Source organism: Rhizobium anhuiense, from assembly GCF_003985145.1.
Classification (GTDB): Bacteria; Pseudomonadota; Alphaproteobacteria; order Rhizobiales; family Rhizobiaceae; genus Rhizobium; species Rhizobium anhuiense.
On record NZ_ML133529.1, the window covers coordinates 134,129 to 160,850 of the forward strand.

Annotated in this window: 24 protein-coding genes; 21 read left to right on the forward strand and 3 right to left on the reverse strand. The window is 62.1% G+C overall.

The window, feature by feature from the left end; genetic code table 11:
* The first annotated feature begins 94 nt into the window (after positions 1-94).
* A complete protein-coding gene (locus tag EEQ99_RS21765; RefSeq protein WP_097543761.1) occupies positions 95-1,351 on the forward strand; it encodes a DUF763 domain-containing protein in 1,257 nt (418 codons plus the stop codon).
* Positions 1,352-1,470: 119 nt separating this feature from the next.
* Here EEQ99_RS21765 and EEQ99_RS21770 read toward each other — a convergent pair whose 3' ends face one another.
* Together EEQ99_RS21770 and EEQ99_RS21775 are read right to left on the reverse strand one after the other, a co-directional pair.
* Positions 1,471-1,920 (reverse strand): pyridoxamine 5'-phosphate oxidase family protein, encoded by a 450-nt coding sequence (locus tag EEQ99_RS21770; protein WP_047619183.1) that lies wholly within the window; start codon positions 1,918-1,920, stop codon positions 1,471-1,473.
* A 113-nt stretch (positions 1,921-2,033) separates the two neighbouring features.
* Complete coding sequence (locus EEQ99_RS21775) at positions 2,034-2,951, reverse strand: DMT family transporter (RefSeq protein WP_097543762.1); 918 nt, start codon at positions 2,949-2,951, stop codon at positions 2,034-2,036.
* Between the two features lie 392 nt (positions 2,952-3,343).
* Between EEQ99_RS21775 and EEQ99_RS21780 the strand changes: the two genes are divergently transcribed.
* From EEQ99_RS21780 to EEQ99_RS21820, 9 genes are all read left to right on the forward strand, one after another.
* Entirely contained in the window at positions 3,344-4,372 is a 1,029-nt protein-coding gene (locus tag EEQ99_RS21780; RefSeq protein ID WP_047619177.1) for a substrate-binding domain-containing protein, read from the forward strand.
* A 65-nt stretch (positions 4,373-4,437) separates the two neighbouring features.
* A complete protein-coding gene (locus EEQ99_RS21785; RefSeq protein ID WP_244604833.1) occupies positions 4,438-5,979 on the forward strand; it encodes a sugar ABC transporter ATP-binding protein in 1,542 nt (513 codons plus the stop codon).
* A 28-nt stretch (positions 5,980-6,007) separates the two neighbouring features.
* Positions 6,008-7,000, forward strand: coding sequence for an ABC transporter permease (locus EEQ99_RS21790; protein ID WP_088930321.1), 993 nt, complete (start codon positions 6,008-6,010; stop codon positions 6,998-7,000).
* Between the two features lies 1 nt (position 7,001).
* On the forward strand, positions 7,002-8,006 hold the full coding sequence (locus EEQ99_RS21795; protein WP_063473755.1) for a sugar-binding transcriptional regulator: 1,005 nt from the start codon (positions 7,002-7,004) through the stop codon (positions 8,004-8,006).
* Entirely contained in the window at positions 8,003-8,998 is a 996-nt protein-coding gene (locus tag EEQ99_RS21800; RefSeq protein WP_047619220.1) for an aldo/keto reductase, read from the forward strand. Before EEQ99_RS21795 ends, EEQ99_RS21800 begins: the two co-directional genes overlap by 4 nt.
* A gap of 12 nt (positions 8,999-9,010) precedes the next feature.
* Positions 9,011-10,759 carry a glycerol-3-phosphate dehydrogenase/oxidase gene (locus EEQ99_RS21805; RefSeq protein WP_063473754.1) on the forward strand — a complete coding sequence of 583 codons (1,749 nt, stop codon included), beginning with the start codon at positions 9,011-9,013 and terminating at the stop codon, positions 10,757-10,759.
* Entirely contained in the window at positions 10,732-11,574 is an 843-nt protein-coding gene (locus tag EEQ99_RS21810; RefSeq protein WP_097543763.1) for a class I fructose-bisphosphate aldolase, read from the forward strand. The genes EEQ99_RS21805 and EEQ99_RS21810 overlap by 28 nt, the downstream gene beginning before the upstream one ends.
* A gap of 31 nt (positions 11,575-11,605) precedes the next feature.
* Entirely contained in the window at positions 11,606-13,132 is a 1,527-nt protein-coding gene (locus EEQ99_RS21815; RefSeq protein WP_097543764.1) for an FGGY-family carbohydrate kinase, read from the forward strand.
* On the forward strand, positions 13,129-14,754 hold the full coding sequence (locus EEQ99_RS21820) for a GMC family oxidoreductase (RefSeq protein WP_164735951.1): 1,626 nt from the start codon (positions 13,129-13,131) through the stop codon (positions 14,752-14,754). The genes EEQ99_RS21815 and EEQ99_RS21820 overlap by 4 nt, the downstream gene beginning before the upstream one ends.
* A gap of 82 nt (positions 14,755-14,836) precedes the next feature.
* Here the strand turns inward: EEQ99_RS21820 and EEQ99_RS21825 are convergent, their stop codons facing one another.
* A complete protein-coding gene (locus tag EEQ99_RS21825) occupies positions 14,837-15,760 on the reverse strand; it encodes a LysR family transcriptional regulator (RefSeq protein ID WP_097543765.1) in 924 nt (307 codons plus the stop codon).
* 100 nt (positions 15,761-15,860) lie between these two features.
* Here EEQ99_RS21825 and EEQ99_RS21830 point away from each other — a divergent pair, with 100 nt between their 5' ends.
* The 11 genes from EEQ99_RS21830 (at position 15,861) to EEQ99_RS21880 (ending at position 26,708) form a co-directional block, all read left to right on the forward strand.
* Positions 15,861-16,886, forward strand: a complete 1,026-nt coding sequence (locus tag EEQ99_RS21830) for a YeiH family protein (RefSeq protein ID WP_063473749.1) — start codon at positions 15,861-15,863, stop codon at positions 16,884-16,886.
* 99 nt (positions 16,887-16,985) lie between these two features.
* The gene (locus tag EEQ99_RS21835; RefSeq protein WP_097543766.1) at positions 16,986-18,536 is read left to right on the forward strand and encodes an acyl CoA:acetate/3-ketoacid CoA transferase; all 1,551 of its coding nucleotides are present in this window, start codon (positions 16,986-16,988) and stop codon (positions 18,534-18,536) included.
* A complete protein-coding gene (locus tag EEQ99_RS21840) occupies positions 18,533-19,339 on the forward strand; it encodes an SDR family NAD(P)-dependent oxidoreductase (RefSeq protein ID WP_097543767.1) in 807 nt (268 codons plus the stop codon). Before EEQ99_RS21835 ends, EEQ99_RS21840 begins: the two co-directional genes overlap by 4 nt.
* Complete coding sequence (locus tag EEQ99_RS21845) at positions 19,336-20,187, forward strand: MaoC family dehydratase (RefSeq protein WP_127431090.1); 852 nt, start codon at positions 19,336-19,338, stop codon at positions 20,185-20,187. The genes EEQ99_RS21840 and EEQ99_RS21845 overlap by 4 nt, the downstream gene beginning before the upstream one ends.
* A complete protein-coding gene (hutC, locus tag EEQ99_RS21850; RefSeq protein WP_097543769.1) occupies positions 20,184-20,951 on the forward strand; it encodes a histidine utilization transcriptional repressor HutC in 768 nt (255 codons plus the stop codon). The genes EEQ99_RS21845 and hutC overlap by 4 nt, the downstream gene beginning before the upstream one ends.
* Entirely contained in the window at positions 20,948-22,453 is a 1,506-nt protein-coding gene (locus EEQ99_RS21855; protein ID WP_097543770.1) for an HAL/PAL/TAL family ammonia-lyase, read from the forward strand. Before hutC ends, EEQ99_RS21855 begins: the two co-directional genes overlap by 4 nt.
* Positions 22,454-22,568: 115 nt before the next feature.
* A complete protein-coding gene (locus tag EEQ99_RS21860) occupies positions 22,569-23,456 on the forward strand; it encodes a glycine betaine ABC transporter substrate-binding protein (RefSeq protein ID WP_097543771.1) in 888 nt (295 codons plus the stop codon).
* A gap of 121 nt (positions 23,457-23,577) precedes the next feature.
* The gene (locus tag EEQ99_RS21865; RefSeq protein WP_097543772.1) at positions 23,578-24,582 is read left to right on the forward strand and encodes an ornithine cyclodeaminase family protein; all 1,005 of its coding nucleotides are present in this window, start codon (positions 23,578-23,580) and stop codon (positions 24,580-24,582) included.
* A gap of 5 nt (positions 24,583-24,587) precedes the next feature.
* Positions 24,588-25,406 carry a phosphate/phosphite/phosphonate ABC transporter substrate-binding protein gene (locus tag EEQ99_RS21870; protein ID WP_097543773.1) on the forward strand — a complete coding sequence of 273 codons (819 nt, stop codon included), beginning with the start codon at positions 24,588-24,590 and terminating at the stop codon, positions 25,404-25,406.
* A 37-nt stretch (positions 25,407-25,443) separates the two neighbouring features.
* Positions 25,444-26,076, forward strand: coding sequence for an ABC transporter permease (locus tag EEQ99_RS21875; protein ID WP_097543774.1), 633 nt, complete (start codon positions 25,444-25,446; stop codon positions 26,074-26,076).
* Positions 26,073-26,708, forward strand: a complete 636-nt coding sequence (locus tag EEQ99_RS21880; RefSeq protein ID WP_047619135.1) for an ABC transporter permease — start codon at positions 26,073-26,075, stop codon at positions 26,706-26,708. Before EEQ99_RS21875 ends, EEQ99_RS21880 begins: the two co-directional genes overlap by 4 nt.
* Positions 26,709-26,722 lie beyond the last annotated feature (14 nt).

A 26,722-nucleotide genomic window follows, 5' to 3' on the forward strand; every position in this document is an offset into this window, starting at 1 on the left:
GAGCAAACGCCTGGAATATTTTTGGGTTCCCTGTCGCGCCGGATGAGGCGAACATGCCGGCAACGACGGGCGATACAAAGTGCAAGGAAACGAGATGTCACAACGAGCAGGCAGCGCCGATCTTCCCCTTCACGGGGGACGTGTGCCGCATTGGCTCGGCGATCGGATGACGCGGCTCGGCACGCTGATCACCGAGGCGATCGTCCATCACTATGGCCGCGACGAATTCCTGCGCAGGCTCGCGCATCCCTTCTGGTTCCAGTCCTTCGGTGCGGTCATGGGCATGGACTGGCATTCCTCCGGCATCACCACCAGCGTTCTCGGGGCGCTGAAGCGTGGGCTGAAGCCGCGTGCCGGCGAACTCGGCCTGCATGTCTGCGGCGGTCGCGGCGCGCATTCGCGCAAGACCCCGCAGGAGCTTGTCTCGATCGGCGAGCGTGTCGGTCTCGACGGAGAGGGGCTGGCGACCACGAGCCGTCTCATCGCCAAGGTCGACAGTGCTGCCCTTCAGGACGGGTTCGATCTTTATCTCCACGGGTTCATTGTTGCCGATGACGGCCATTGGGTGGTGGTGCAGCAGGGTATGAATGGCGACAGGCGGCAGGCCCGGCGCTATCACTGGCTGTCGGAAGGGCTGGAGAGTTTCGTCGACTCGCCGCATGCGGCAATCGAGGGAAGGAGCCAGGGCGAGATCGTCAATCTGGCCGACAGGCGCGCCGAGCGCTCGCGGCGCGGCCAGCTCGATCTGCTGGCGACGCTCGGCCCCGACCGGATCATCCGCGAGGCCGCCGCGCTGCTGCGTGCCGAAGAACCCGCGCCCGAACCTGCCGAACAGCCGATGCTGCCGCACCTGATCATGCCCGCCCATCACGACGTCCGCGAGAGCGACGTCAATATGCGGCGCCTGCACGGAAATCTGGCCGCCGCGGCCGATCGCGGACCGGCGGATTTCGAAGAGCTGCTGCTGGTTCCAGGCGTCGGCGCCCGCACGGTGAAGGCGCTGGCGATGGTGGCGGAAGTCGTCCACGGCGCGCCTTGCCGCTTTTCCGATCCGGCGCGCTTCTCGATCGCCCATGGCGGCAAGGACCGACATCCCTTTCCGGTTCCGCTCAAGGTCTATGACGAGACCATCGCCGTGATGAAATCGGCGGTGCAGAAGGGCAAGCTGGGGCGGGAGGAGGAGTTGCAGGCGCTGCGGCGCCTGGACGACCAATCCAGGCAGATGGAACGCTATGTGACCGGCCCCGACCTCAAGGAAATCATCGCCGGCGAATTCCGGCACTCCGCGGATTTCGGCGGCCGCAGCGTGTTCGGCTGGGAGCCGCCGCCGGTGGATGAGAGTGGTCATTGACGTGATCTGCCGACCAATGCGCGCCAGCCTCACATCATGCGGGGCGGGCCATTAGATCCATAGAACGGGCCGTGTGCATCATCGAAACATGCAAGGGCGCAGGGGCGGCCATGCTTTCCTTAACGCGCGGAGCCAGGCAGGGCGATCTCACCGTTTTCCTCTCCATCCCAGTACCGGATGGAGGACGCCGAAACCTTGATGAGAACGATCCCAGGAGTGTCCACTCCTTCAGGAAACCACCGCTCGAGATCGGGGACCCAATGTTCTTCAAATGTCGCCTTGTCCCGTACCAGTGAGGCAAAGCCCTCGACAGCGATGAAAATCCCCGGCTTGCCGAGGAGGCTGGGAGGCGCCGTGAACGTCAGCGAGACGGCGTCGATGCCTTCGATCTCGGTGATTTTTCTGCTGTCTTCATACGAAAAGAACCAGGAATCCCCGTCATATTCGACGTCGCCGTTATTGCTCATCGGTCGGGCCGAGATGCGGCCCGACCCGGCGTTCGTAGACAGCATGCAGAAATCGATCTTCTTCAGTTGCGAGGATAGGTCTTCGAGGGTCATGGACGCCATTGTGATCTCCCGTGTTTGAATGCTCGGGAGTAGCGTGCAAGCGTCCAGATTGTTCCGTGGAAAGTCCACGTGACTATGTCTCTATCCCTCTGAAGATAAGCAGCGCTGTAGCTTCAATGGCCGTCGGGCGGGACGGCCTCAATCGGAACCGTTTCTTTCAGATTCTTCCGGTGGAAGATGAAGAGCCCGGCAACGACGATGATTGCGGCGCCGATGATGACCTGCATGTCGGGAACATCATTGAAGAAGAGGTAGCCGAGGATGATCGCCCAGAGCAGCAGCGTATATTGGAGCGGCGCGAGCAGCGATGCCGGTGCAAGCTTCAGCGAGCGGGTGATCAGCAGATGCGCGCAGGTGGCGACGATGCCGAGGAGCAACATGCCGGACCAGTCGACAATCGTCCCCGGCTGCCAATGGCCGATGCTCAAAACGATGCCGGTGATGAGCGCGGCGACCGTCTGCCATGTCACGAGCGTCGTGTCGCTGGTCGAGCGCAGATAGCGGCTCATCACCAGCGACAGTGCAAAGGCAAGGCTGCCCGCAAGGCCGAAGAGCGACGGAAGCGACAGCATTGCGGTTGACGGACGCAGCGCGATGACGACGCCTGCGAAGCCGATCAGAACGGCCAGCCAACGCCGCCAGCCGATTTTTTCTCCGAGAAAGAAATGCGAGAGCGCCGCAATGTAGATCGGCCCGGCCATATAGAAGGTCATGACGTCTGCGAGCGGCAGATAGGCGACGGCGGCGTAAAACAGCGCGACATCGCAAGTCGCCATGAAAACGCGTATGAACTGGAGGCCCTTCTGCTCGACGCGGAACAAACCCATCGGTCCTTGCCGCAGGATCATTGGTCCGAGCACAATGAAAGCGCCGACCGAGCGGATCACCAGCACCTGACCGACGGCAAAGCTCGCAACAAGCCACTTGCCCATCGCATCGTTCAGCGCAAAAAGCAGATCGCCAAGCAGCATCAGCACGACGCCTGTTATGATCAGGTTTCCGGCATTGGCTACACCAGTCTCGGTCTTCATTTTAGACATCCTTGCAAAAGCGGCCGCGAATACGCGGCCGAGTGCGGCTTCGGCCTTAACCCTGCCGATGTCAATGGGCCGGTTGAAGAGATTGCAGTCGAACCCGCAAACGACCGTCTTCAGGCCTGTCGACCCACGGCTTCATCAGCCGCCGCATCAAGTGCCTCTCATGAAGCGGTGCCTTCGAGCGCCAAATGCGGGCAACAATCGCCATGCAGGACGCTGACGTTTGAAATATATTTCACATGATGAATTATATTGACACCGCTCCGCCGTTGCGATTATCTGCCCATACCGGACTTCGAGGAGGAACTCCGGTCTTCAATGGATCATCGGCAGCCGCTGAGGCGCCGCCGGATATTTGGGAGGGGCTTCGGCCTCGAGGAGGAAACTTGCGCAGATTTCTAAGCACGACCGCATTGGCGGTCCTCGCATCGACGCTTTATGCCGGCGTGGCCAGCGCGGACGCGGAAAATCCGTTCCGCTGCAAGCCCGGTGAAAAATACGTCATGAATGTCATGGTTTCGGGCGTCGAATATTGGTTCCCGGTCTATGAAATGTTCAAGCAGGCCGGTCAGCAGCTCGGTTGCGAGACGGCTTATACCGGCACGCCGGAATATGACGTCAACAAACAGATCGCCACCTTCGACCAGGCGCTGGCCCAGAACCCGGCCGGTATCCTCGTTCATCCGATGAACTCCGATCCGTTCATCGAGCCGATCAACCGGGCCATCGATCAGGGCACGGCGGTCGTCACCTTCGCAGCCGACGCGCCGCTGTCCAAGCGCATCTCGTTCATCACGTCGGACAATACCCGCGAAGGCACCTATGCGGCCGACGCGATTGCCGAAAAGATGGGGGGCAAGGGTGAATATGCCGTTCTGGAAAATCCGGGCCAGGACAACCACGACAAGCGTATCGCCGCCTTCATCGCCCGAATGGACGAAAAGTATCCTGATATGAAGCTGGTCGGCCGCGCTGCGTCCAACCAGGACCCGAACAAGGCCTATCAGGGCTTGATGAGCTTGGTGCAGGCACATCCGAACCTTGGCGCCGTCTTCATGCCGGAAGCGAACTCGGCCATCGGCGCTTCGCAGGCCAACAAGGAAAGCGGCGGCAAGATCCTCGTCATGTGCGCCGACGTCAACGCCAACATCCTCGACATGATCAAGGCGGGCGAAGTGTTCGGCTCGATCAACCCGAACCAGGGCATGCAGGGTTACATGGGCTTCATGCTCCTGTGGCTCGCCAAGCATCCCGAACTCATCGACCCGATGAACGACGCCAAGCGCGCCAGCTTCAACCCGATGAGCATTCCGTTCGTCGACAACGGCCTGTCGATCGTCACGGCCAATAATGCCGACGACTTCTACTGGGACAAGTACCTGAAGCGGCGGGGCACCAAGGGCATCGAGGAGTAAACCTTTGTGCCTGCTGTCCGGGGCTTCAAGCTCCGGGCAGCCATCGCGAGCGTGAGGAGGAAATTATGGTGGCGTCGGTGCCGGTTCTGGAAATCCGCAATGTCAGCAAGCACTTCGGTGCAGTGAAGGCGTTGACGGATGTGAGCTTCAACCTGGAAAAAGGCGAGGTTCATGCACTTTGCGGCGAAAACGGCGCGGGCAAGTCGACGCTGATGAACATCATTGCCGGCGTGCTGCAGCCGACCGACGGGGACGTCCTTGTCGATGGCGTGCCGATAAAAGTGGCGTCGCCGGCGGTGGCGCAATCGCTCGGGCTTGGCCTCGTGCATCAGGAAATCGCGCTTTGCCCGGATGCGACGGTGGCCGAGAACATGTTCATGGCCGCGACCAACCGCCGCCGCTCGCCTTTCATGAATTATGGCAGGCTGGAACGGGATGCGCAGGTCGTGATGAACCGTCTGGCGCCGATCGATGTTCGCCGCAAAGTCGGCGACTTGTCGATATCAAGCCAGCAGCTTGTCGAGATCGCCAAGGCACTGACGCTCGATTGCCGGGTGCTGATCTTCGACGAACCGACGGCGGCTCTGACGGAAGCGGAGGCGCAGGTCCTGTTCGGGATCATCCGCGACCTCAAGGCGCAGGGTATTTCGATCATCTATATCAGCCACCGCATGGCCGAAATCTTCAGCCTGTGCGACCGGGTCACCGTCTTTCGCGATGGCCGCTATGTCTCGACGGAGACGGTGGCGGACTTGACGCCGGATGATGTCGTGCGCCGCATGGTCGGGCGCGAGATCACCCAGCTCTATCCAGAAAAGCAAGCGCCGGCGGAGCGGACCGGCGAGATCATTCTGAGCGTCCGCGATCTCGGCGACGGCAGCCGCTTTACGGATGTGAGCTTCGAACTGCGCAAGGGCGAAATTCTCGGCGTCGGCGGGCTCATCGGCTCCGGGCGCACCGAGATAGCCGAAGGCATTTGCGGGTTGCGGCCGGTGATCGCCGGCGAGGTGCAACTGCATGGACAGCGGCTGCCGGCGCACTCCTATGCGAAGGCCGCGCAGGCGGGTGTCGTCTACCTGTCGGAAGACCGGAAAGGCTCCGGCATCTTCCTCGATCTTTCCATCGCCCAGAACATTGCCGTTCTCGATTTGAAATCGCTGACCGGACCCCTGGGACTGTTGAATTCCAAAGCCGAGGCGGATCGTGCCCACGAGCTGGTCCGGCGGCTCGGGGTGCGGATGGGGGGCATCGACATGCCGGTCTCGTCGCTGTCGGGCGGAAATCAGCAGAAGGTAGCGATTGCCAAGCAACTGGCGGTCAATCCGAAGGTCATCCTGATGGACGAGCCAACCCGCGGTATCGATGTCGGCGCCAAATCGGAAATCCACCGGCTGCTGCGCGATCTCGCGCGCTCTGGCATCGGCATTGTCGTCATCTCGTCGGAACTGCCGGAGCTTCTCGGTCTATGCGACCGGGTGCTGGTCATCCACGAGGGCACCGTTGCAGGCGAGGTCGAGGACGAGACGATGACGGAGGAAGCGATCATGCGGCTCGCGTCGGGTATCGGCGGTCTTAACAATTCAAAGGCATCAGAGCATGCCGCATAAAGAAAACGCAGGGGCGGGAGACAAGGTCATGGCGGACGCTACATTGGCAACGGTACATCAGGCACGCGCGCCCGGCTGGAAACGGCTGGGGACAATGCGCGAGGCGGGACTGATCGCGATCATCCTGGCGCTCTGCATCGTCATGAGCTTTGCCTCGCCGCATTTTCTGACGCTCGGCAATTTCCGGGCGATGCTGATGTCGTTCTCGGTGGAGGGAATCGTCGTCGTCGGCATGACCATCCTGTTGATCGTCGGCGGCATCGACCTGTCGGTCGGCTCGGTCGTCTGCTTCTCGATGGTATTGTCTGGCTCGCTGTTCCTGATGGGGCTCGATCCGTGGAGCGCATCCCTGATCGGGATCATAGCCAGCAGCCTGATCGGCTGCGTCATGGGCTTTTTCGTCACGGTCGTCGGGCTCAACCACTTCATCACCTCGCTTGCGGCGATGGTCATCGTGCGCGGCATCTGCCTGATCATCACCAAGGGCACGCCGCTGTCGCTGTTCACCTTGCCGCCTTCGTTCAAGGCGGTCGGGCAAGGCACGTTCTACGGCGTCCCCTATGTGATCCTGATTTTTGTTGCGGTCGTCGTGTTGTTCGATTTCCTGCTGCGCCGGGCAACCGCCTTCCGCAAGGTGTTCTACACCGGCAGCAACGAGAAGGCGGCGCTCTATTCCGGTATCAAGACCAACCAGGTGAAGTTCTGGGTGACGGTGCTTTGCGCCACGCTGTCGGGGGTTGCCGGGGTGATCTACATGTCCCGCTTCGGCGCCGCGACCCCGACCTTCGGCGTCGGCATGGAGCTCAATATCATCGCAGCCGCGGTGATTGGCGGCGCGTCGCTGAATGGCGGCTCCGGCACGATCTTGGGGGCAATTCTCGGCATTGCCCTCCTGTCGGTCGTTACAAGCTCGTTGATCTTGCTCGACGTGTCCGTCTATTGGCAAGACATGATTAAAGGCTGCATTCTGCTTGCTGCCGTCTCGATCGACCATTTCCTGCACAAGCGGAAGGCTGCCTGACATGCCGATAGCCAAACTCAAACCCGCAAACGCGCCGCGCGAGGAAATCGTCATCGCCCGGCAGATGCACCAGGCCCTGGTCTTGCATTTCCTCGAGGGACTGACACAGGCGCAGATTGCCGATCAACTCGGCATCTCGCATGCTACCGTCAACCGCCTGATCAAGCGCGGCCGGCAACTCGGCCTGGTCGAGATCAAGATCAAGTCGCCGGTCGAGCCGCTGGTCGATATGGAGGAACAGCTGCGAGCGCTTGGTGGCATCGGCCGCGCCGTGGTGGTGCCGACTGTGTCCGACAATCCGCAAACGGCGCTTCAGGCCGTCGGCGAAGCGGCAGCGCGGTTGCTGCTGGAAGAGATCATCGATGGCGATACGATCTGCATCACGGGAGGCAAAGGCGTGAGCGCCGTCGTCGCCGGCTTGCAGCCGTCACGTCGTTTCAATGTCGAGGTCATTCCAGCAACGGGCTGCGTGCAGGGTAAGCACTATACCGACGTCAACCATGTCTCGACCTTGATGGCCGACCGGCTTGGGGGACGTTCCTACCAGATTCACGCGCCGCTCTTTGCCGACGATGCCGAGCAGCGGGCAATGCTGATCAACATGCGTGCCGTCGCCGACGTTTTCAAACGGGCGCGCGAGGCGAAGGTCGCGGTGGTCGGCATCGGCTCGATCCTGTCGGACGATTCGAGCTATTACGACCTGCATCCCTCCTCGAGCACCGACCGCGCCGCGATCGAGCGGTCCGGCGCCTCCTGCGAATTGCTGGCGCATCTGCTCGATGATCATGGCCAGGTCTGCGACTACAGCCTCAACCGGTCGCTGGTGTCGCTGACGCTGCCGGAATTCGCCTCGATCCCCACCAAGATCGGCGTGGCGAGCGGGCCGAACAAGGCAGGCCCAATCCTCAGCGTTCTCAGGGGCAATCATCTCGATACGCTGGTGACCGATGAGGCGACAGGTGCGCGGGTGCTGGCACTGGCGAATGGCGAAGGAAAATGGGCATGAATGGACAGCAATTGACACGTGAGATCGGCAAATCCGGCGTTTCCGCCTCGGCGGTCGGGCTGGGCACCTGGGCGATCGGCGGCTGGATGTGGGGCGGGACCGACGAGGCCGAATCCATCGCCGCAATCCAGGCATCGATTGACGCCGGCGTAACGCTGATCGACACGGCGCCAGCCTATGGGCTTGGACGTTCCGAAGAGATCGTCGGCAAAGCGTTGGCTGGGCGACGCGACAAGGCTGTGATCGCCACCAAATGCGGCCTTGTCTGGCATACGCAGAAGGGCCGTCATTTCTTCGACCAAGACGGCAAGCCGGTCCACCGTTATCTCGGCGGCGATGCGATCCTGCATGAGGTCGAGGAAAGCCTGAGGCGGCTCGGAACCGACTATATCGACCTCTACATCACCCATTGGCAGGACCCGACGACCCCGATCGAGGAAACGATGCGGGCGCTGGAAGACCTGCGAACATCGGGCAAGATCCGGGCGATCGGCGCAAGCAATGTCAGTTCCGACGACCTCGATGCCTATCTCGCTGCCGGCGGTCTCGACGCGATCCAGGAGCGGTTCAGCATGATCGACCGCGAGATCGAGGCAGAGCTTCTGCCGCTGACCAAGGCCAACGGCATAGCGACGCTGAGTTACTCGTCGCTGGCGCTGGGGTTGCTGTCCGGCACCATCGGTCCGGACCGTGTGTTTTCCGGCGACGACCAGCGCAAGGACAATCCGCGCTTTTCAGTCGACAACCGCCAGAAGGCAGCGGCGCTCGCCGACGCCATCCGGCCGCTCGCAGAAAAACACGGCGCCAGCATCGCCCAGATCGTGATTGCCTGGACGCTGGCGCAGCCGGGCGTCACCTTTGCACTTTGCGGGGCGCGCAATCCGGCACAAGCGCTCGACAATGCGCGGGCCGGGACCATCCGGCTGGATACGGCCGATCTTGCGGCCATCGATACGGCCATAGCGGCGAAACTGACTGATATGGACAGGTAGCGGATCGCCATCATGAAACGGCAAGAAATATTGGACGGGCTCCGCCAGAGCCCGAAGGTGGACGTCTGCGTCGTCGGCGGCGGCATCAACGGCATCAGCGTCTTTCGGGAACTGGCCCTGCAGGGGCTGAACGTGCTGCTCGTCGAGAAGCACGACTATTGCTCCGGTGCCAGTTCGGCGTTGTCGCGCATGGTCCATGGCGGGCTTCGCTATCTTGAAAACGGCGAATTCAAGCTGGTGCAGGAATCGCTGGTCGAGCGGGACCGGCTGCTGCGCAACGCGCCGCATTACGTCGCGCCGCTGCCGACGACGGTGCCGGTGTTCGATATCTTTTCCGGCCTCGGCAATGGCATTGTCCGCTTCCTTGGCCTCAGCCGCCGTCCGAGCCGACGTGGCGCCGTCGCCATCAAGGCGGGCCTGAGCATCTATGATTTCCTGACGCGCAAACGGGCATTGATGCCGCGCCACCAGTTTCGCGGCCGGCGCACAACGCTTGCCAAGTGGCCGGCGCTCAATCCCGACATCAAGAGTTCCGCCACCTATTTCGACGCCTGGGTCAGCCATCCGGAGCGGTTGGGCATCGAGCTCCTACAGGATGGTCTTTTGGCAAAGTTCGGAGTGATGGCGCTGAACTATGCCGAACTGCGGCGTACCGAAAATGGTGAGTATCACGTCGAGGATCAGATCGGCGGCGCGTCCGTTGCCGTCGAACCGGCGCTGATCATCAACGCCACCGGTGGCTGGATCGACCTTGCCAATCAAACCCTGTTTTCGCCAGAAGCACGGCCGTCACCACTGATGGGCGGCACCAAGGGCTCGCATCTCATCATCGACAATGCGGAGCTGCGCGACGCACTTGCCGATCACATGATCTACTACGAGAACGAGGACGGGCGGATCTGTATCGCTTTTCCTTATCTCGGTAAGGTTCTCGTCGGTTCCACCGATATCCGCGTCGATGATCCGGAAACGGTGCGCTGCGAGGCGGACGAGCGGGATTATATCCTGCAATCGCTTGCCTTCGTGCTGCCCGATATCACCATTCGGCCGGAGCAAATCGTTTTTCAGTTTTCCGGCGTGCGGCCGCTGCCGGCGAGCACCGACAGCTTTACCGGACGCATCCCGCGCGATCATTTCTGCACCATGCTGGAGCCTCCCGATGGCGGTGCGCCGGTGCTCTGCATGATCGGCGGCAAGTGGACGACATTCCGGTCCTTCGGGGAACTGGCGGCCGACATGGCTCTGGAAAGGCTCGGCAGGCGGCGCCGCGTTGCGACAACCGATCGGCCGATCGGCGGCGGTCGGGCCTTTCCCGCGAACACGCCCGCCTGGCTAGCGCAGATGGCAGCCAGCAAAGGCCTTTCCGCAGGGCGCATGGCTGAGCTGTTTGCCCGATATGGCACGGATGCCGAGGCGATTGCCGGCTTCATCGCGCCAAGCCCCGATGAAGCGCTGCCGCACGCCGCCTACTCGGTGCGCGAATTGCAGTTCCTGATCCGCGAGGAAGCGGTGGAACATCTCGACGACCTGCTTTTGCGGCGCACGACGCTTGCCGTTTCGGGCGAGCTTTCACTCGACATGATGGACGCAGCACTCGACCTGCTGGCGCAGGATAAGAACTGGACGCTCGCGCATCGCGCCAGTGAGCGCGTCCGCTTTCTCACCCTTCTCAACGAACGCCACGGCGTCGACGAAGACATGCTTTCCGCAAGGAACGAACCAAGGAGCACAGAATGCGACACAACAGCAAAGTCCGGATGAACCGGCTGTTCGGCGGCGGCCGCTGCCTCGATGTGGCGATCGATCACGGCGTCTGCAACGAGCCGTCCTTCCTCAACGGGCTGGAGGACATTCAGGCCGTCGTCAAGGCGCTGGTCTCTGCCGCGCCGGATGCGATCCAGATGAATTACGGCCAAGCGGACCTGCTGCAGGACGTGCCCGGCAAGGACAAGCCGGCGCTGGTCATGCGCATCGACATGGGCAATCCCTATAACCGAATCCGCCACCGCGACATGTGGGCGGTGCTGCAGAACGACGCCGAACCGTTGATCGGCGCGATCGAGATGGATGCAGCCTGCGTCGTCGTCAACCTGTTCATGCTGCCTGATGAGCCGGACCTGTTCCGCCAGTGCGTGCAGAACATTTCCCGCGTGCGGGGCGATTGCGACAGGTATGGCATGCCGCTGATGATCGAGCCGCTGGTGATGCAGCCGGTCACCGAAAAAGGGGGTTATATGGTCGATGGTGACGCGGACAAGATTGTGACGTTGACGCGGCTCGCCCGTGAGATGGGCGCAGATATCGTCAAGGCCGACCCAACCACCAATGCCGAGGATTTCCACAGGGTGGTGGAAGCAGCCCGTTGCCCGGTTCTCGTCCGCGGTGGCGGCAGGGAAGATCTTCGTGCCGTCTTCGACAAATCGGCGGCCTTGATGCGACAAGGCGCTCTAGGCATGGTCTATGGCCGCAACATCTATCAGCACGCCAATCCGAGGGCCGTGGTGCGCGGACTGATGGCGATCGTGCACGAGGATGCGAGCGGCGATCAGGCGTTTGCGCTCTACCAGCAGGGTTGAATGCGATCTCGAACCTTGGGAGGGGTTCAGCATGGGAAACTATCTTTTGGGGCTCGACGCCGGAAACACCGTCATCAAGGCGGTGATTTTCGACCTGAGCGGCAACGAGATCGCGGCTGCGTCCGAAGAAGGGCACAGCCGCATGCCGAGCCCGGGGCATGTCGAGCGAGGGCTGGACGAACTCTGGACGAATGCACGGCAGGTCATCCGCGCCTGCATCGAAAAGGCGGAGATCCAGCCGGAGGAAATCGCCGCGATCGGTTGCGCCGGGCATGGCAACGGTCTCTATGCGCTTGATCGTGACGGCGCTCCGCTGCTCGGCATCCAGTCGCTCGACACGCGGGCCGCCGGCCTGGTCGATGAATGGCGAGAGGCCGGCATTGGTGACCGGACCTATCCGATTGCCCGCCAGCGTCCGTGGCCATCCCAGACGCCGACATTGCTTGCCTGGCTCAAGCGTCACCGGCCGGATCTGTTCAACCGCATCGGTACGGTGTTCTTCTCCAAGGATTTCGTCGTCAACCGCCTGACCGGCCGCCGCGTCAGCGAGGTGTCCGATATGTCGGGTGCCGGTCTGCTGGATCTTGCCGCGCGCCGCTACGACAAGGCGCTGATGGAGGCCTATGGACTGGGAGATTGCATGGACCTCTTGCCGCCGCTCATCGAAAGCGCCGACATTGCCGGCACGGTAACGGAAGAAGTGGCGACGCAAACCGGGCTCGCCGCCGGTACTCCTGTGGTCGGCGGGCTGTTCGACGTCGTCGCCTCGGCGCTCGGCTCGGGCGTTTCACGCACCGGCAGCGCCTCGATCATCGCCGGCACCTGGAGTATCAACCAGGTCATCATCGATGGCCCCGACCTCGACGGGCCGGTGTTCATGTCGTCGACCTTCGATCGCAGCCGCTACATGGCGATGGAGAACAGCGCCACCTCGGCTGCCAATCTCGAATGGCTGGTGCGGGAGTTTTTCGAAGGCGAGCATGCGGAAGACGTTTCGCCCTTCGATGCCTGCTGCGCGCTGGCCGAGGCGATCGAACCCGCTGCAGACGACCCGCTTTACCATCCGTATCTCTACGGCGCCCAGCAGGATGGCCATGCACGCGCCGGCTTCTACGGTCTTGCCGGTTGGCACACCAAGGGGCATCTCGTTCGCGCGCTTCTTGAGGGCGTCGCCTTCGGTCATCGCCAGCACATCGAGGCGATCCGAAAGGCCGGCGCGGTCTTCAACGAAGCCGTGCTGTCCGGCGGCGGCTCGCGCAGCCTGATCTGGCCTCAGATCTTTGCCGATGTGCTCGGCGTTCCGGTCAGCGTTGCCCGCTCGCGTGAAACCGGTGCGCTGGGAGCGGCGATTGCAGCCGGAACCGGCGTCGGTGTCTTCGCAGACTTCGGCGCCGGTGCTGCGGCCATGGTCCGGACCGAGCGGCATTATCGTCCGGATGTCTCGCTTGAGGCACATTATGCGCGGCGCTACGCTCTCTATCAGGATATCGCCGAGGCAATGGCACCGCTCTGGCGGCGTCTGACGGCGGTTCCGCTGGCAGCGGGAGCGGCGGCATGAACATGCGGGTGAATGATGGGGCCATCGATGCGGGAAGCTACGACTACATCATCGTCGGCGCGGGATCGGCGGGATGCGTTCTGGCCAACCGGCTGTCGCACGATCCGAAAACTCGCGTCCTGCTGCTCGAAGCCGGCGGCAGCGACCGATATCACTGGGTGCATGTGCCGATCGGCTATCTCTATTGCATGGGCAATCCGCGCACCGATTGGATGATGAAGACGGCGGCGGAAGCCGGACTGAACGGCAGGTCACTGCCTTATCCGCGTGGAAAAGTGCTGGGCGGCTGCTCGTCGATCAACGGCATGATCTATATGCGCGGCCAAGCGGCCGATTATGACGGCTGGCGGCAAGCCGGCAATTCCGGCTGGGGCTGGGATGACGTGCTGCCCTATTTCCTGAAATCCGAGGACAATTATCGCGGGAAGTCGCTGATGCACGGGGCAGGCGGCGAATGGCGGGTGGAAAAGCAACGGCTTTCCTGGCCGATCCTCGATGCCTTTCGCGATGCGGCCGAGGAGCTCGGCATTCCAAAAACCGACGATTTCAACGATGGCGACAATGAGGGCTCCGGCTATTTCGAGGTCAATCAGCGCGGCGGCCTGCGCTGGAACACGACAAAGGCCTTTCTGCGCCCGGCGATGAAGCGGCCCAATCTGCGCGTGCTGACCCGCGCCGAAACCGAGCGGCTGGAATTCGACGGCAGGATGGTGACCGGCGTGCGGTTCCGGCTGAACGGGCAGAAACATCTGGCTCGCGCCGATCGCGAGGTCATCCTGTCTGCCGGTGCGATCAATTCGCCGAAAATCCTCGAGCTTTCCGGCGTCGGTCGCCCGGATGTGTTGTCCGCTGCCGGACTGGACGTCGCCCACGAACTTCGGGGTGTCGGCGAAAACCTGCAGGACCATTTGCAGATCCGTACGGTCTTCCGCATCGAGGGCGCAAAGACGCTGAACCAGCTCTATCACAACTTGTTCAGCCGAGCGGGTATGGGGCTTGAATATATGCTGCGCCGGTCCGGTCCGCTGTCGATGGCGCCGAGCCAGCTCGGTATCTTTGCCAAGAGCGATCCGGCTGTTGCGACCGCCGATCTCGAATATCACGTGCAGCCCTTGAGCACAGACCGGCTCGGCGAGCCGCTGCATAAATATCCCGCTGTCACCGTCTCCGTCTGCAATCTGCGGCCGGAAAGCCGGGGGAGCGTGCATGTTGGCGGCCCGGACCTTTGCATGGCGCCGGAAATCCGCCCGAACTATCTTTCGACAGCCGGCGACCGGATGGTTGCGACGAAATCGATCCGGCATGCCCGCCGGCTGATGGAGGCCGATGCCATTCGCAATTACCGGCCGCAGGAGATGCTGCCGGGCACGGAATATCAGAGTGACGAGGACCTGATCCGTCGGGTCGGCGATATCGCCACAACGATTTTCCATCCGGTCGGCACCTGCAAGATGGGCAGCGACACCATGGCGGTTGTCGATCCGCAATTGCGGGTGCATGGTCTTGCGAGACTGCGGGTGGTCGATGCCTCGATCATGCCGACGATCGTCTCGGGCAATACCAACTCGCCAGTAATCATGATTGCCGAAAAGGCCGCGGAAAGCATTGTATCAGAGGCTTAACGCGGTTTTCCCAGGCGAAGCGCGAAGCGGTTTTGCCGGGAATCGGCGTAATAACAGGGGGTTCGGCCGAACCGCTTTCGATCTAAAGCGCCCAGTCATCCCGATTTTGGACCTCGGCAGCTTTGTCCTCGCGGCAAATCGTTTCCAGCGCCAACGAGGCACGACTGGAGTGCCTCTGTTTGTGCCGCAGGATTGCAAATTGGCGGGACGGCAAAGGGAAGCGCGCCTTAACCAGCAGACCCTGCGTCAAGAGCGGCGCGGCCACGGCGCCGGAAACGACCGTTGCGCAGAGGCCTTCTCTTGCTGCCGATATGACGGCTTCATTCGACGGCAGCTCAAGCGCGACTGTCAGATCTGCGGGGCCGATGCCGAGATTGGAAATCGCCGCCTCGAAAGCCGACCGGGTTCCGGACCCTTTTTCCCGCATGACCCATTTCGTGCCCGAAACCAGCTCCGCCGGGGCGATCGGTTTGCCACGCGCCCAGGGATGGCGCGGACCGACGACGATAAGGAGTTCGTCCTCGGCGAGCGGCCGAATATTCAGCGCCGGTTCGTCAACGCTGCCCTCGACGAATCCGACTTCCGCCAATCCATCGAGAACCGCTTTCGCCGCCGTGGTCGTGTTGCCGATCATCAGCTTGAGGTCGATGCCCGGGTAGCGGACCTTGAAACGCATCAGCATCGCCGGCAGCCAATAGCTTGCGATCGTCTGGCTGGCAAAAACAACGAGCTCACCCTTTTGCAAGCCGCCGAGATCGGACAAGACGAGTGCTGCGGCTTTTGCGCGCGCGAGTGTGGCTCGTGCCTCCCCCAGAAACACCCGCCCTTCATATGTCAGCTCTATGCGGCGTCCGACACGGTGAAAAAGCTCGACGCCATAGGAGGCCTCGAGATTGCGGATGGCCGAACTGACGGCCGACGGCGTGAGGCCGATCGCCGCGGCGGCATTGGTCAGGTGCTCGCGTTCCGCAACCGCAACGAAAATGGAGAGCTGTTCGAAAGTCATGATGCAATCGTTCGATTTTACCGAATGAACTATATTAAACTATTCAATGGAAGTCGACAATTGAGTATGGGACAGTGAAGCATTCCGCAAGGTCTTGCCGATGCTCGTTTCCGCCTCCCGTTCCCCGTCGCTTCCTGCCGTCCTGCCGGGACTTGTCCTTTGTGTGGCGGTCACGCTCATTGCGCAGTTGGTTGAGCAGTTGCAGCTGATGATTTTCGGCGCGCACTGGATCGAGAGCCTCGTGCTGGCCATTCTGATCGGCATTGCCATGCGCTCCTCGGTCCGCCTGCCGCAGACCTTCACTCCCGGCATTCACTTCGCCGCCAAGACGCTTCTCGAGATTGCCGTCGTGTTGCTGGGCGCCTCGCTCAGCACGGCCGCCATCCGGCAGGCCGGACTGCCGCTTGTCGGTGGAATTGCCGTCCTGGTTGCGCTGTCCTTGGCCGGCAGCTTTCTGCTTGGCCGGCTCTTCGGGCTGTCGACCAGCCTGGCGACCTTGGTTGCTTGCGGCAACTCGATCTGCGGCAATTCTGCGATCGCCGCGGCAGCACCTGTGATCGGCGCCAAACCGGACGATATCGCCGCCTCGATAGCCTTTACCGCGCTGCTCGGCGTTGGTGCGGTGCTGACTTTGCCGCTTCTGCATCTGTTCCTGGGTCTCAGCGCCGTACAATATGGCGTTTTCGCAGGGCTGACAGCCTATGCCGTGCCGCAGGTATTGGCGGCGACGGCCTCCGCCGGCGCCGTCAGCACCCAGGTGGGCACGCTCGTCAAGTTAATCCGCGTGATGATGCTCGGCCCCGTCATTCTTGTGCTCGGCGCAGTTCATGGTCGCCGTCCCGGCGGCGCCGCAATCAATCTCCGCCATGTTCTGCCATGGTTCATCCTCGGTTTTGCGGCCATGGCGACGCTTCGTTCGCTCGACGCGATCCCGGCGCCGCTGCTGCCCGCGATGTCGGCTGTATCAGCCGCCTTCACCGTTACTGCCATGGCCGCGTTGGGCCTCTCCGTCGATGTCAGATCCATCGCCCATACCGGCGGTCGGGTCCTCGTCGCGGCGGCGCTGTCGCTGCTAGCTCTGGCGGTGCTTGGGCTTTGCTTGATCGGCCTGCTGAATATCGTCTGAGACGGGGTGGTGTGCCCAAAATACTTGCAAAAATTCCCGTTGCCTTCCAAACGATCAGCGACTAGCCTGTATATACAGGGCGGAGAAGCAAAGATCGTCATGCGGGTCATCTCTTCACAGCAAGCTGCGGATCTCCTCGAAGACGGGATGACGGTCGCTGCCTCGGGTTTTGGAGGATGCTGCCATCCCGAGGCCATCACGGCCGCGGTGGAGGAGCGTTTCCTCGCCACTGGAAAACCGCGCAAGCTGACACTTCTGTTTGCTGCCAGCACGGGCGATCGTCAGACGCGCGGCATGGGGCATTTCGGCTATGAGGGCCTCGTCGCCCGCGTGATCGCCGGGGGATGGCGGGGAACGCCGCGCCTTGGCAGGCTGGCGATCGAGGAAAAGATCGAAGCGCATTGTTGGCCGCAAGGCGTCATCGCCCAGCTCTATCGGGCGATTGCCGCCGGTCAGCCTGGGGTGATCACCCATATCGGGCTCGGTTCTTTCATGGACCCGCTGCATGGCGGCGGCCGCATGAATGCGACGACGCCGCGAGCGCTTGTCGAGCGCGTGTCGTTGCGCGGCAAGGAATGGCTGCTTTATCCCTCGATGCCGCTCGACTGCGTGCTTTTGCGCGGTACGACGGCCGACGAAGACGGCAACGTCACCCTCGAGGACGAAGCCTTTCCGCTCGACGTGCTCGCCATGGCGCAGGCAGGCCGAAATTCCGGCGGTGTCGTCATCGTGCAGGTCAAGCGGATTGCCGAGCGCGGCTCGCTGCCGCCGGGCGATGTTCGCATCCCGGCGGCGCTGGTCGATTATGTCGTCGTCTGCGAAAATCCGGCCCAGCACGGCGTCAGTTTCGCCGAGACAGACAATATCGCCTATACCGGGCGCGTCCGGATGGCGGTGAGCCGCCTGCACCCGGCGCCGCTGTCGGCCGATAAGATAATTCAGCGCCGTGCCTTCCTGGAGTTGGCGCCGCTCCATCGCCCGACGATCAACCTCGGCATCGGCATTGCCGCCGGGATCGGTCGGATCGCCAGCGAAGAGGGATTCGACGATTATACGGTGACGATCGAATCCGGCGTGATCGGCGGCGTGCCGGCCGAGGAACTGTCCTTCGGCGCTGCCGTCAATCCGACCGCCATCGTCCCACAGGCTTCGCAGTTCGACTTTTACGACGGCGGCGGCCTCGATATCGCCTTTCTCGGCATGGCCGAGGTGGATAGGCACGGTGCGGTCAATGTCAGCCGCTTCAACAATTCCATCGTTGGGGTCGGCGGCTTCACCAATATTTCGCAGACGGCGGGGCGTGTTGTCTATCTCGGCGCATTTTCGGCCGGCGGCGCGGAAATTGCGGTTGCCGACGGCAGGCTCGACATCATCCGGGACGGCAGAGTTTGCAAGATCGTCGACCATGTCGACCAGATCAGTTCGAGCCCGGCCTTTGCGCCGGAAGGGCAGTCGCAGCTCGTCGTCACCGAGCGGGCGGTCTTTCGAGTGATCGAGGGATGCCTGATGCTGACGGAGTTTGCCCCCGGCATCGATCTCGCCTCCCATGTTCTCGACCGCCTGCCGAAGGGCGTCGCGGTGTCGGACCAGCTGAAACAGATGGACGCGCGCCTGTTTTCCACCCACGCCATGAAGGACTTTGCCCCATGAAAATCGATGGAGCCGTCATCATCGTCACGGGCTCGGCAACAGGCGTCGGGGCCGCATGCGTGAAGCAGTTCGCCGAGAGCGGTGCCCGGGTGGTCGTCAATTACAACAGCAGCAACAAAGAGGCCGATGAAACGGCCGATATCTGCCGCAGCCTGGGCGCGGAGGTCGAGATCGTCCAGGCCGACGTTGCCGACGATGCGGCCTGCCGCCGGATGGTCGCGACGGCCGTCAACCGGTGGGGGCGCCTCGACGCCCTGGTGAACAATGCCGCAACGACGGTCAAATCGGATCCTTTCGATCTGGAGACATTGTCGGCCGAAGATTTTCAGAGTGTTTTCGGCGTCAATGTCATCGGCGCCTATCAGATGTGCCGGGCGGCGGTGCCTGCGATGCGGGACAGCGGCGGCGGTGCGATCGTCAATGTCTCATCCAACGTTGCCTTTACCGGCGGCGGCAGTTCGCTTGCCTATACGGCCTCCAAGGGTGCGCTCAATGCGTTGACCCTGGCGCTAGCGCGCACCTGCGGTCCCGATATCCGGGTGAACGCGGTTTGCCCCGGCATCATCGATACGCGCTGGATGCGCGACACGCTCGGGCCGGATGCCTATGGCGCCATTGCCAAGCGATTTTCGGAAACCGCGCCGCTCGGCCGGGTCGCGACACCGGAAGACGTTGCCGGCGCCATTGTCTGGCTTGTTCAGGGGGCAGACTTCGTCACTGGCGAATTGCTTTCCGTCGACGGCGGCATCCGCCTGTCGGGTGGCGTTCGCAAACCCGTGGCATCCGGCGGAGCCGCATCGTGACACTGTCGGCCCAATCCATCCTCGATTTCCCGGTGCCGCAGGCGACGCATGTGGTTACTGCAAGAGATGCCATCCTCTACGCCCTGTCTGTCGGCTACGGCACCAACCCGCTCGACGAAAACCTATTGAACTATGTCTATGAACGCGATCTCGTGACCGCGCCGACCCTTGCCAATGTCGTGGCGCATCCAGGCCCGTGGATGCAGCAGACGGGTGTCTACTGGGCGCGTCTCGTGCATTCCGAACATCGCCTGACCATCCACCGGCCAGTCCCTCTCGATGTGCCGCTGATCTCCCGGTCGCGCGTCTTGTCGGTGGTCGATCGCGGCCTTGAGAAAGGCATGTTCGTCAGCTTCGAGCGCATGATCGCAACCGTGGAAGGTGATGAGCCGATCGCGACGATCGTCCAGACGAACGCCTGCCGCGGTGACGGTGGATGCGGTTCGGCGGGAACGGCGCCTGAACCTCTGTCCAAAGTCCCGGACGACGAGCCGGACTTCGAATTCAATGTCGACCTCCCTGACAACGCCGCGCTGCTTTATCGCCTGAACGGCGATCTCAATCCGCTGCATGCGGATCCACAGGCAGCCGGCCGAAGCGGCTTCGATCGGCCGATCCTACATGGGCTGTGCAGCTTCGGTTATGCGGGCTACGCCATCATCGCCGCCATCGATCCAGGCATGAAGATCGGCTTGCGGGCGATCGCGGCGCGGTTCAGCGCGCCGATCTTTCCCGGAGAAACGATCACCCTGCAGATGTGGCGCAACGACGCCGAGATTCGCTTCAGGGGGATCGTTGCGTCACGGGGTGTGACCATCCTCGACAATGGCATGGCGAGGCTGTCATGACGAAAGCGGTCAAACCAGCCGCCGGCGAGGCGCGCCATTATATCAGGATCAAGGAGCAGATCCTGGCCGACATCGCCGAAGGCAAGCTGCAGCCGGGAGACCGGGTATCCTCTGAAAGCGAACTGGTGGCGGCATTTGGCGTCAGCCGCATGACGGCGAACCGCGCGCTGCGGGAATTGATGTTCGAGGGTGTCCTCAAGCGATCCGCCGGGATCGGAACCTTCGTGTCGCCAAAGCACCTCGACGTCGATCTGCTTCAAATCCGCAACATAGCCGACGAAATACTGGAGCGGGGTCACACGCATAAGGCGGCGGTCGTTCAGGCCGGCTCGATGAAGGCGGATGCCAACGTTGCCGACGCGCTCGAACTGACGCTCGGCGCTGAGGTGATGCACTCGCTGATCGTGCACCTGGAAAACGACCAGCCCATTCAGGTCGAGGAGCGCTACGTCAATCCGCTGGTCGCGCCCGACTATCTGTCGACCGATTTCAGCAGCATGACGCCGAACGAATATCTGACGAAGGTTGCGCCGATAACGGCGTTCGAACATATCGTCCAGGCCGTCAAACCGGACACGACGATCCGCAAATATCTTGGCCTGAAGAATGATCACCCTTGCCTGCGCGTCTTTCGAAGGACCTGGTCGGGCGAGGCCGTCGTGACCTGTGCGCTGTTATACTATCCGGGCGCGCAATATCGGCTGGAAGCACGGTCCACCAAGGGTCCCTCGAAGCCCGTCGCCATTCTCGGAGAGAAACAGTGAGCGCCACCCATTCTCCATCGATCACCTTCAGCGCGTCGCCGCCGACGATCGAGGACATCGCAGCAATTGCCCGTCGTCACGCCAGGATCGAAATCTCCGCCGAGGTCGAGGCCCGGATTACGGCGGCGCGCGCCGTCGTCGATCGCTATACGGAAAAGGAGCTGCCGGTTTATGGCCTGACGACAGGACTGGGAGCGGGGGTCGATACACGACTTGCAACGGAAGATCTGGTGGCGTTTCAGATGCGTGTGCCGCAAGCCCGCGCGGTCGGCGTCGGAAAGCCGCTTGCCCAGGAATCCGTGCGGGCGATGATGGCCGTCAGGGCTGCCGGCATGGCGGCGGGCGGCTCCGGCATTTCGCTGAACGTGTTTCGTGGTCTGATCGCCGCCATCAATGCAGATATCCATCCGGTCGTCCCGTCATTGGGCTCGATCGGTGCGGCGGATTTGGCTCCGCTTGCCCATATGAGCCGGGCGCTTCTCGGCTTCGGCGAGATCGAGCTTGGCGGCGAAGTGCTGCCGGCCGCCATCGCCCTCGAAAGGGCCGGCCTGAAACAACTCGAATTGGCGCCGAAGGACGGGCATGCGCTTGTCGTGGCCAACAGTCTCTCCATCGGCCTTGCCTGCCTGGCGCTTGAGGATATCGAGCGGCTCTTCGATTGGTCCCTGAAGGCGATTGCCGTTAATTTCGAAGCGTTCCGGGCCAATGTCAGCGTCTTCGACGATCGCGCTCTCGCTGCCAGACCGGCCTTTGGGCAGCGCCGTGTCGCCGCTCAACTGATGGAACTGCTTTCGGGAAGCTCCTTGCTTGCGGCCGATGCCGCAAGACGTCTCCAGGATCCTTTGAGCTACCGCTGCACGCCGCAGGTCTGGGGCGCGATGAGGCATGCGATCGATGAGGCAAGGCAGGCGACGGAGATAGATCTCGTCAGCTCCAGCGACAATCCTGTCGTCATCGCCTCCGAAGGCGTCATTCTTGCACACGGCAATTTCGACATGACCGCTTTTGTGCTCGCCTGGGAAAGGCTGGGGCAGGCGATGGCGCATTGTGCGGCAGGCACCGCCTATCGGATCATGAAGATCATGTCGCCCGGCATGTCCGACCTCCCGCGCTTCCTGACCCCGATGGGCCAGAGCCGGACCGGTTTTGCGACCGTGCAAAAGACCGTCTCGGCCATGGAAGCCGAAATCCGCCATCTCGCCATGCCGGTTTCGCTCTCGCCCTTTCCCGTCGCCGATGGCGTCGAAGACCAAGCGTCGATGGCGCCGAGCGTTTTGGCAAAGACGCAGGCGATCGTCGAGCGCCTGCGTTATCTCGTTGCAATTGAACTGATTGCCTCGGCGCAGGCCGTCGAGCTGCGCGGCGTCTCAGGCGAATTGGGCAAGGGATCGGCTGAGGCCTATGCTTTCGTCCGCAACCACGTCCCGGCGCTTGATGAGGATCGCGCGCAAGGGCCGGATTTTGCGACGATCGCCGCATTGATCGGGCTTGGCCCGCAGTAAGCCCGGTTCGCCACTGCCCCACCAAGAAGGGCAGGGCGCCGACCGGTCATGCCGACGGCTATTCCGGGGAACGCCGCCGGTTCGTTCATTGAAAAGTCAACAAGAGGGAATGACTATGAAAAATTGGACAAAGGGCATCCTTGCAGCCGGCATCATGGCAACCGCCATGTTCCAGTCTGCATCCGCAGAGACCATCAAGGTCGGCAGCAAGAATTTCACCGAGCAGTTCATCCTCGCTGAAATGTATTCAGCCGTTCTGGAAAATGCCGGCTTCACCGTCGAGCGCAAGATCAACCTCGGCGGCACGCTGATTGCGCACCAGGCATTGGTGGCCGGCGAGATCGATCTTTATCCGGAATATACCGGCACGGCGCTCGCATCCGTCGTCAAGGGCGAGATGTCGACCGACGCCGACAAGGTCTATACGCAGGTCAAGGACTTCTACGCCAAGCAGTTCAATCTCACATGGCTGAAGCCGAGCGGGATCAATAACGGCTATGTCATCGTCGTCCGGCAAGAAACGGCGCAGGCCAACAATCTGAAGAGCCTGTCGGATCTCGCCAAGGTCTCCAAGACACTGGTCTTCGGCGGCGGCGCCGAATTTCCGGATCGCGCCGACGGCCTGCCCGGCCTGAAGCGCGTCTACGACGCCGAGTTCAAGGAGTTCAAGCAGTTCGCCAAGCTTGGTCTTCGTTACGACGCGCTGGAACAAAAGGATATCGACGTTGCCAATGGTGCGGCGACCGACTGGCAGATCGGCTCGAAGAATCTCGTGCCGCTGGCAGACGACAAGGGTCTGTTTCCGCCCTACTACGTGGCGCCTGTTGTCCGCCAGGACGTGCTGAAGGCCAACCCGAAGGTTGCCGAACTGCTCGAAGCGGTCGGCTCCCATCTCGACAACGAAAAGATGCGGGTCCTCAATGCCAAGGTCGAAACCGATCACGAGGAAGCCAAGGATGTGGCGGTCGATTTCCTCAAGGAAAACGGCCTCCTGCCGAAATGATTGTCATGCCTCCGCGGCCGGATATCAATCCGGCTGCGGTCTGGCGCGGCGATCCATTTAAGGGTTTTTGTTCGAAAATCCGTCCGGTCAGCAGCCGGGCAGGAATATGGAGAAGCGGGAAATGCAGGAAATCTGGATCGATTATCTCAACGCCCTCGATGCCAAGGCGCTGGCGCTGACGAATGACGAGATTCTCGATGCGGTGTCGAAGGCGCTGGATGCGCAGGGCAGGGGTGAAACCGTCATCGAGCCGCGTGTTCATCTTGTGCCGGAGAGCTCCGACAAAGGCCATTTCAACGTGCTTCGCGGCTACGTCAAAGCGCTGAATTATGCCGGCGTCAAAGTCGTCGGCGACTTCGTCGACAACTACAAGGTCGATCTGCCTTCGGAGCTTGCGGTCCTCAACCTGTTCGACCCGAACACCGGCGTGCCGAAGGCCATCATCGACGCAACTGCCATCACCGACATGCGCACCGGGGCCGTCACCGCTCTTGGCGCAAAATATCTCGCCCGCAAGGACAGCAAGATTCTCGGCCATATCGGTGCGCGCGGAACCTCTTACTGGAATGTCCGGCTTCTCGACCATCTCTTCGACTTCGAGGAAATCCGCGTGCATTCGCGCCGGCCGGAAAGTCGGGATGCCTTCGCCAAGCGTCTTGAGGCGGATCTCGGCAAGAAGATCATCGTCACCGACAATTGGGAGGATTGCCTCAAGGGCGCCGACATCATGGTCGAGGCGAGCCGCCTGCCGGAACCGGCGCCGCTGTTCAAGACGGAATGGGTGAAGAAGGGCGCCTTCGTCGTGCCCTATGGCACGATGAGCGCGCTTGAATTCGATCTCACCGACATCATGGACAAGGTCGTCGTCGACGATTGGGGACAATGCGGCCCCGGCAAGCCGTTCGGAGCGCTTCGCCGTCACGTCGACGAGCGCAAGGTGACGGCCGAGAACCTGCATGCCGAAATCGGCCAGATCGTCTGCGGCATGAAGCCCGGCCGCGAAAGTGACGAGGAGACGATCCTGTTCTGGCACCGCGGCCTCAGCACCACCGACGTGGCGCTCGGCGCCGCCATGGTCGATAAGGCAAGAGAGATGAACATCGGCCAGCGGCTGCGGTTCGCATAGTTGCCATGGTGATGTCCAAGCCGATCGCCTGTTCGAGAATGTATAATCTCAGTCCGCGCATTCGCGGCCTGTGGGATGCGTTGTTTGCGCTGGTCAGCGTGCAGTCCGGCATTGAGCTCGAGATCATCGCTCATGCAGCACCGGCGCCGCTGTCGGAGCTATGGGCGAGGCCGGACATGGGGCTGGTCTTTATGTGCGGCTATCCGTTTTCGCGTATGCCCGAGGGCGCCAGGCCGACTGCCCTTGCTGCACCCGTTTCGAGCGAGGCATGGTCTTTGGACCAGCCGCTCTATGCCAGCCACATTCTCGTCGCCTCCACCGGGGCGGTGAACGAGGTAGCGGATCTCGCTGTGGCCCGCTGGGGCTGGACCGTGCGCGATTCCCAATCGGGCTACCACGCGGCGCGTTCTTTTCTTGCCGACCGGTTTGCCGGGAAAGTGAAGCAGAGCATGACGGTCGGGCCGCTGCTCAACCCGTCAGGCATCGTCGCCGCCCTCAAGGACGGCAGGATCGATGCGGGTGCGATCGATGCTTACGCCTTCCAATTGTTGTCGATGCACGAAACCGATGCGATCGATGGTCTTCGTATTCTGGCGACGACCGATCCGCTTCCCGCGCCGCTATTGGTTGCCGCGCAAACCTTGCCTGCGGACATCGCCACAGCATTACAGCAAAGCCTCGTGACGTTGCATGAAACGCCTGAGGGAGCGGCGGTTTTGGAACGGCTCGGCCTCCGGCGATTTTCGACGGTCGTTCCCCCGGCCTACGATAGTCTGCCGCTAAGAGCCGACGACGCCGATCGCAGATTGGGGATCACATGGTAGACAGCCGAACGAGCGCTCGGATGCGGAGGTCTCGACGATGAAATGGGTCCCCAAACATCTCGACCGGCTCTTCGACGCGCTGTTGGAGCACCTCTATCTCGTTTTTTCCTCGGTCGGCATTGCCCTGGTGATCTCGCTGATCGTCGGGATATGGGCGGCGAGGCGGCCGCGGAGTTTTGCGGCCATCGTCATCTTCACCGGCATCCTGTTCGCCGTGCCGAGCCTGGCGCTGTTTGCGCTTCTGATCCCCATCATGGGCATCGGGGCGGCGCCCGCCATAACCGGTCTTGCCGCCTACTCGCTGATGATCCTGATCCGCAATATCGGCATGGGATTTCAGGCTATTCCGCGTGACATATTGGAAGCTGCTGATGGCATGGGCTACGGCACGGCACGGCGGATCTGGGAAGTAGAACTGCCGCTGGCCATGCCCTATATCGTCGGCGGCATCCGCATCGCCATGGTGACGGTCATCGGCATCGCCACCGTTGCCGCCTATATCAATGCCGGCGGGCTCGGCGTCATCATTTTCGAAGGCATCGACCAGCGCTTTCCCGAAAAGATCATCGCCGGCGGGCTGCTGACGTCATGTCTGGCGCTCTTTGCCGACTACTGTTTTGCCTCCTTCGAAAAGCTGCTGCGCCGGCGCAGCGGGGGGAAGCCGGCATGATCGTGATCGATGCATTCAGCTGGATCTTCAACAATTCCGGCACCTTCTTCAACGCGTTCAATCGCCATCTTCTGATGTGCGCCCTCTCGCTCGGCATCGCCTTCGTCATCGCCGTGCCGCTCGGATTCGTCGTCGCCCGGGCGCCGCGCGCCGCCTTTGCGGTGGTCAATATTGCCGGCGCCCTGCGCTCCATCCCGAGCCTGGCGATCCTGTCGGCGACGATGCCTTTTCTCGGCATCGGATTGCTGCCGTCGGTGATCGCCCTCATCGTCCTGGCCGTGCCGCCGTTATTGTTGAACACGATCATCGGCATCCGCGAGATCGACGCCTCGGTGATCGATGCGGCGGATGGAATGGGCATGAGCGCCGGACAGATGCTGTGGGAGATCGAACTTCCCCTGGCCGTTCCCGCGATTCTGTCGGGCGTCAGGACGAGCGCCATCCAGGTCATCGGCGGGGCGGCGCTGGCCTCCTTCATCGGCGGCGGCGGGCTTGGCGATTTCATCAATGCCGGCATTGCGATCATGAACATGCCGCGCCTTCTTGTCGGAGCGGTGCCGATTGCCCTGCTCGCAATCTTCGCGGAATTGGCCTTCGGCGCCCTGGAGCGCCTCTTCACTCAACGGCGCTGAGCGGCCGAAAGCGG

Excerpts from the sequence above, each read along its gene's own strand:
- EEQ99_RS21765 (WP_097543761.1), top strand. The coding sequence starts at position 95 with ATGTCACAACGAGCAGGCAGCGCCGATCTTCCCCTTCACGGGGGACGT.
- EEQ99_RS21770 (WP_047619183.1), bottom strand. The coding sequence starts at position 1,920 with ATGGCGTCCATGACCCTCGAAGACCTATCCTCGCAACTGAAGAAGATC.
- EEQ99_RS21775 (WP_097543762.1), bottom strand. The coding sequence starts at position 2,951 with ATGAAGACCGAGACTGGTGTAGCCAATGCCGGAAACCTGATCATAACA.
- EEQ99_RS21785 (WP_244604833.1), top strand. The coding sequence starts at position 4,438 with ATGGTGGCGTCGGTGCCGGTTCTGGAAATCCGCAATGTCAGCAAGCAC.
- EEQ99_RS21790 (WP_088930321.1), top strand. The coding sequence starts at position 6,008 with ATGGCGGACGCTACATTGGCAACGGTACATCAGGCACGCGCGCCCGGC.
- EEQ99_RS21795 (WP_063473755.1), top strand. The coding sequence starts at position 7,002 with ATGCCGATAGCCAAACTCAAACCCGCAAACGCGCCGCGCGAGGAAATC.
- EEQ99_RS21800 (WP_047619220.1), top strand. The coding sequence starts at position 8,003 with ATGAATGGACAGCAATTGACACGTGAGATCGGCAAATCCGGCGTTTCC.
- EEQ99_RS21805 (WP_063473754.1), top strand. The coding sequence starts at position 9,011 with ATGAAACGGCAAGAAATATTGGACGGGCTCCGCCAGAGCCCGAAGGTG.
- EEQ99_RS21810 (WP_097543763.1), top strand. The coding sequence starts at position 10,732 with ATGCGACACAACAGCAAAGTCCGGATGAACCGGCTGTTCGGCGGCGGC.
- EEQ99_RS21815 (WP_097543764.1), top strand. The coding sequence starts at position 11,606 with ATGGGAAACTATCTTTTGGGGCTCGACGCCGGAAACACCGTCATCAAG.
- EEQ99_RS21820 (WP_164735951.1), top strand. The coding sequence starts at position 13,129 with ATGAACATGCGGGTGAATGATGGGGCCATCGATGCGGGAAGCTACGAC.
- EEQ99_RS21825 (WP_097543765.1), bottom strand. The coding sequence starts at position 15,760 with ATGACTTTCGAACAGCTCTCCATTTTCGTTGCGGTTGCGGAACGCGAG.
- EEQ99_RS21830 (WP_063473749.1), top strand. The coding sequence starts at position 15,861 with ATGCTCGTTTCCGCCTCCCGTTCCCCGTCGCTTCCTGCCGTCCTGCCG.
- EEQ99_RS21835 (WP_097543766.1), top strand. The coding sequence starts at position 16,986 with ATGCGGGTCATCTCTTCACAGCAAGCTGCGGATCTCCTCGAAGACGGG.
- EEQ99_RS21840 (WP_097543767.1), top strand. The coding sequence starts at position 18,533 with ATGAAAATCGATGGAGCCGTCATCATCGTCACGGGCTCGGCAACAGGC.
- hutC (WP_097543769.1), top strand. The coding sequence starts at position 20,184 with ATGACGAAAGCGGTCAAACCAGCCGCCGGCGAGGCGCGCCATTATATC.
- EEQ99_RS21860 (WP_097543771.1), top strand. The coding sequence starts at position 22,569 with ATGAAAAATTGGACAAAGGGCATCCTTGCAGCCGGCATCATGGCAACC.
- EEQ99_RS21865 (WP_097543772.1), top strand. The coding sequence starts at position 23,578 with ATGCAGGAAATCTGGATCGATTATCTCAACGCCCTCGATGCCAAGGCG.
- EEQ99_RS21870 (WP_097543773.1), top strand. The coding sequence starts at position 24,588 with ATGGTGATGTCCAAGCCGATCGCCTGTTCGAGAATGTATAATCTCAGT.
- EEQ99_RS21875 (WP_097543774.1), top strand. The coding sequence starts at position 25,444 with ATGAAATGGGTCCCCAAACATCTCGACCGGCTCTTCGACGCGCTGTTG.
- EEQ99_RS21880 (WP_047619135.1), top strand. The coding sequence starts at position 26,073 with ATGATCGTGATCGATGCATTCAGCTGGATCTTCAACAATTCCGGCACC.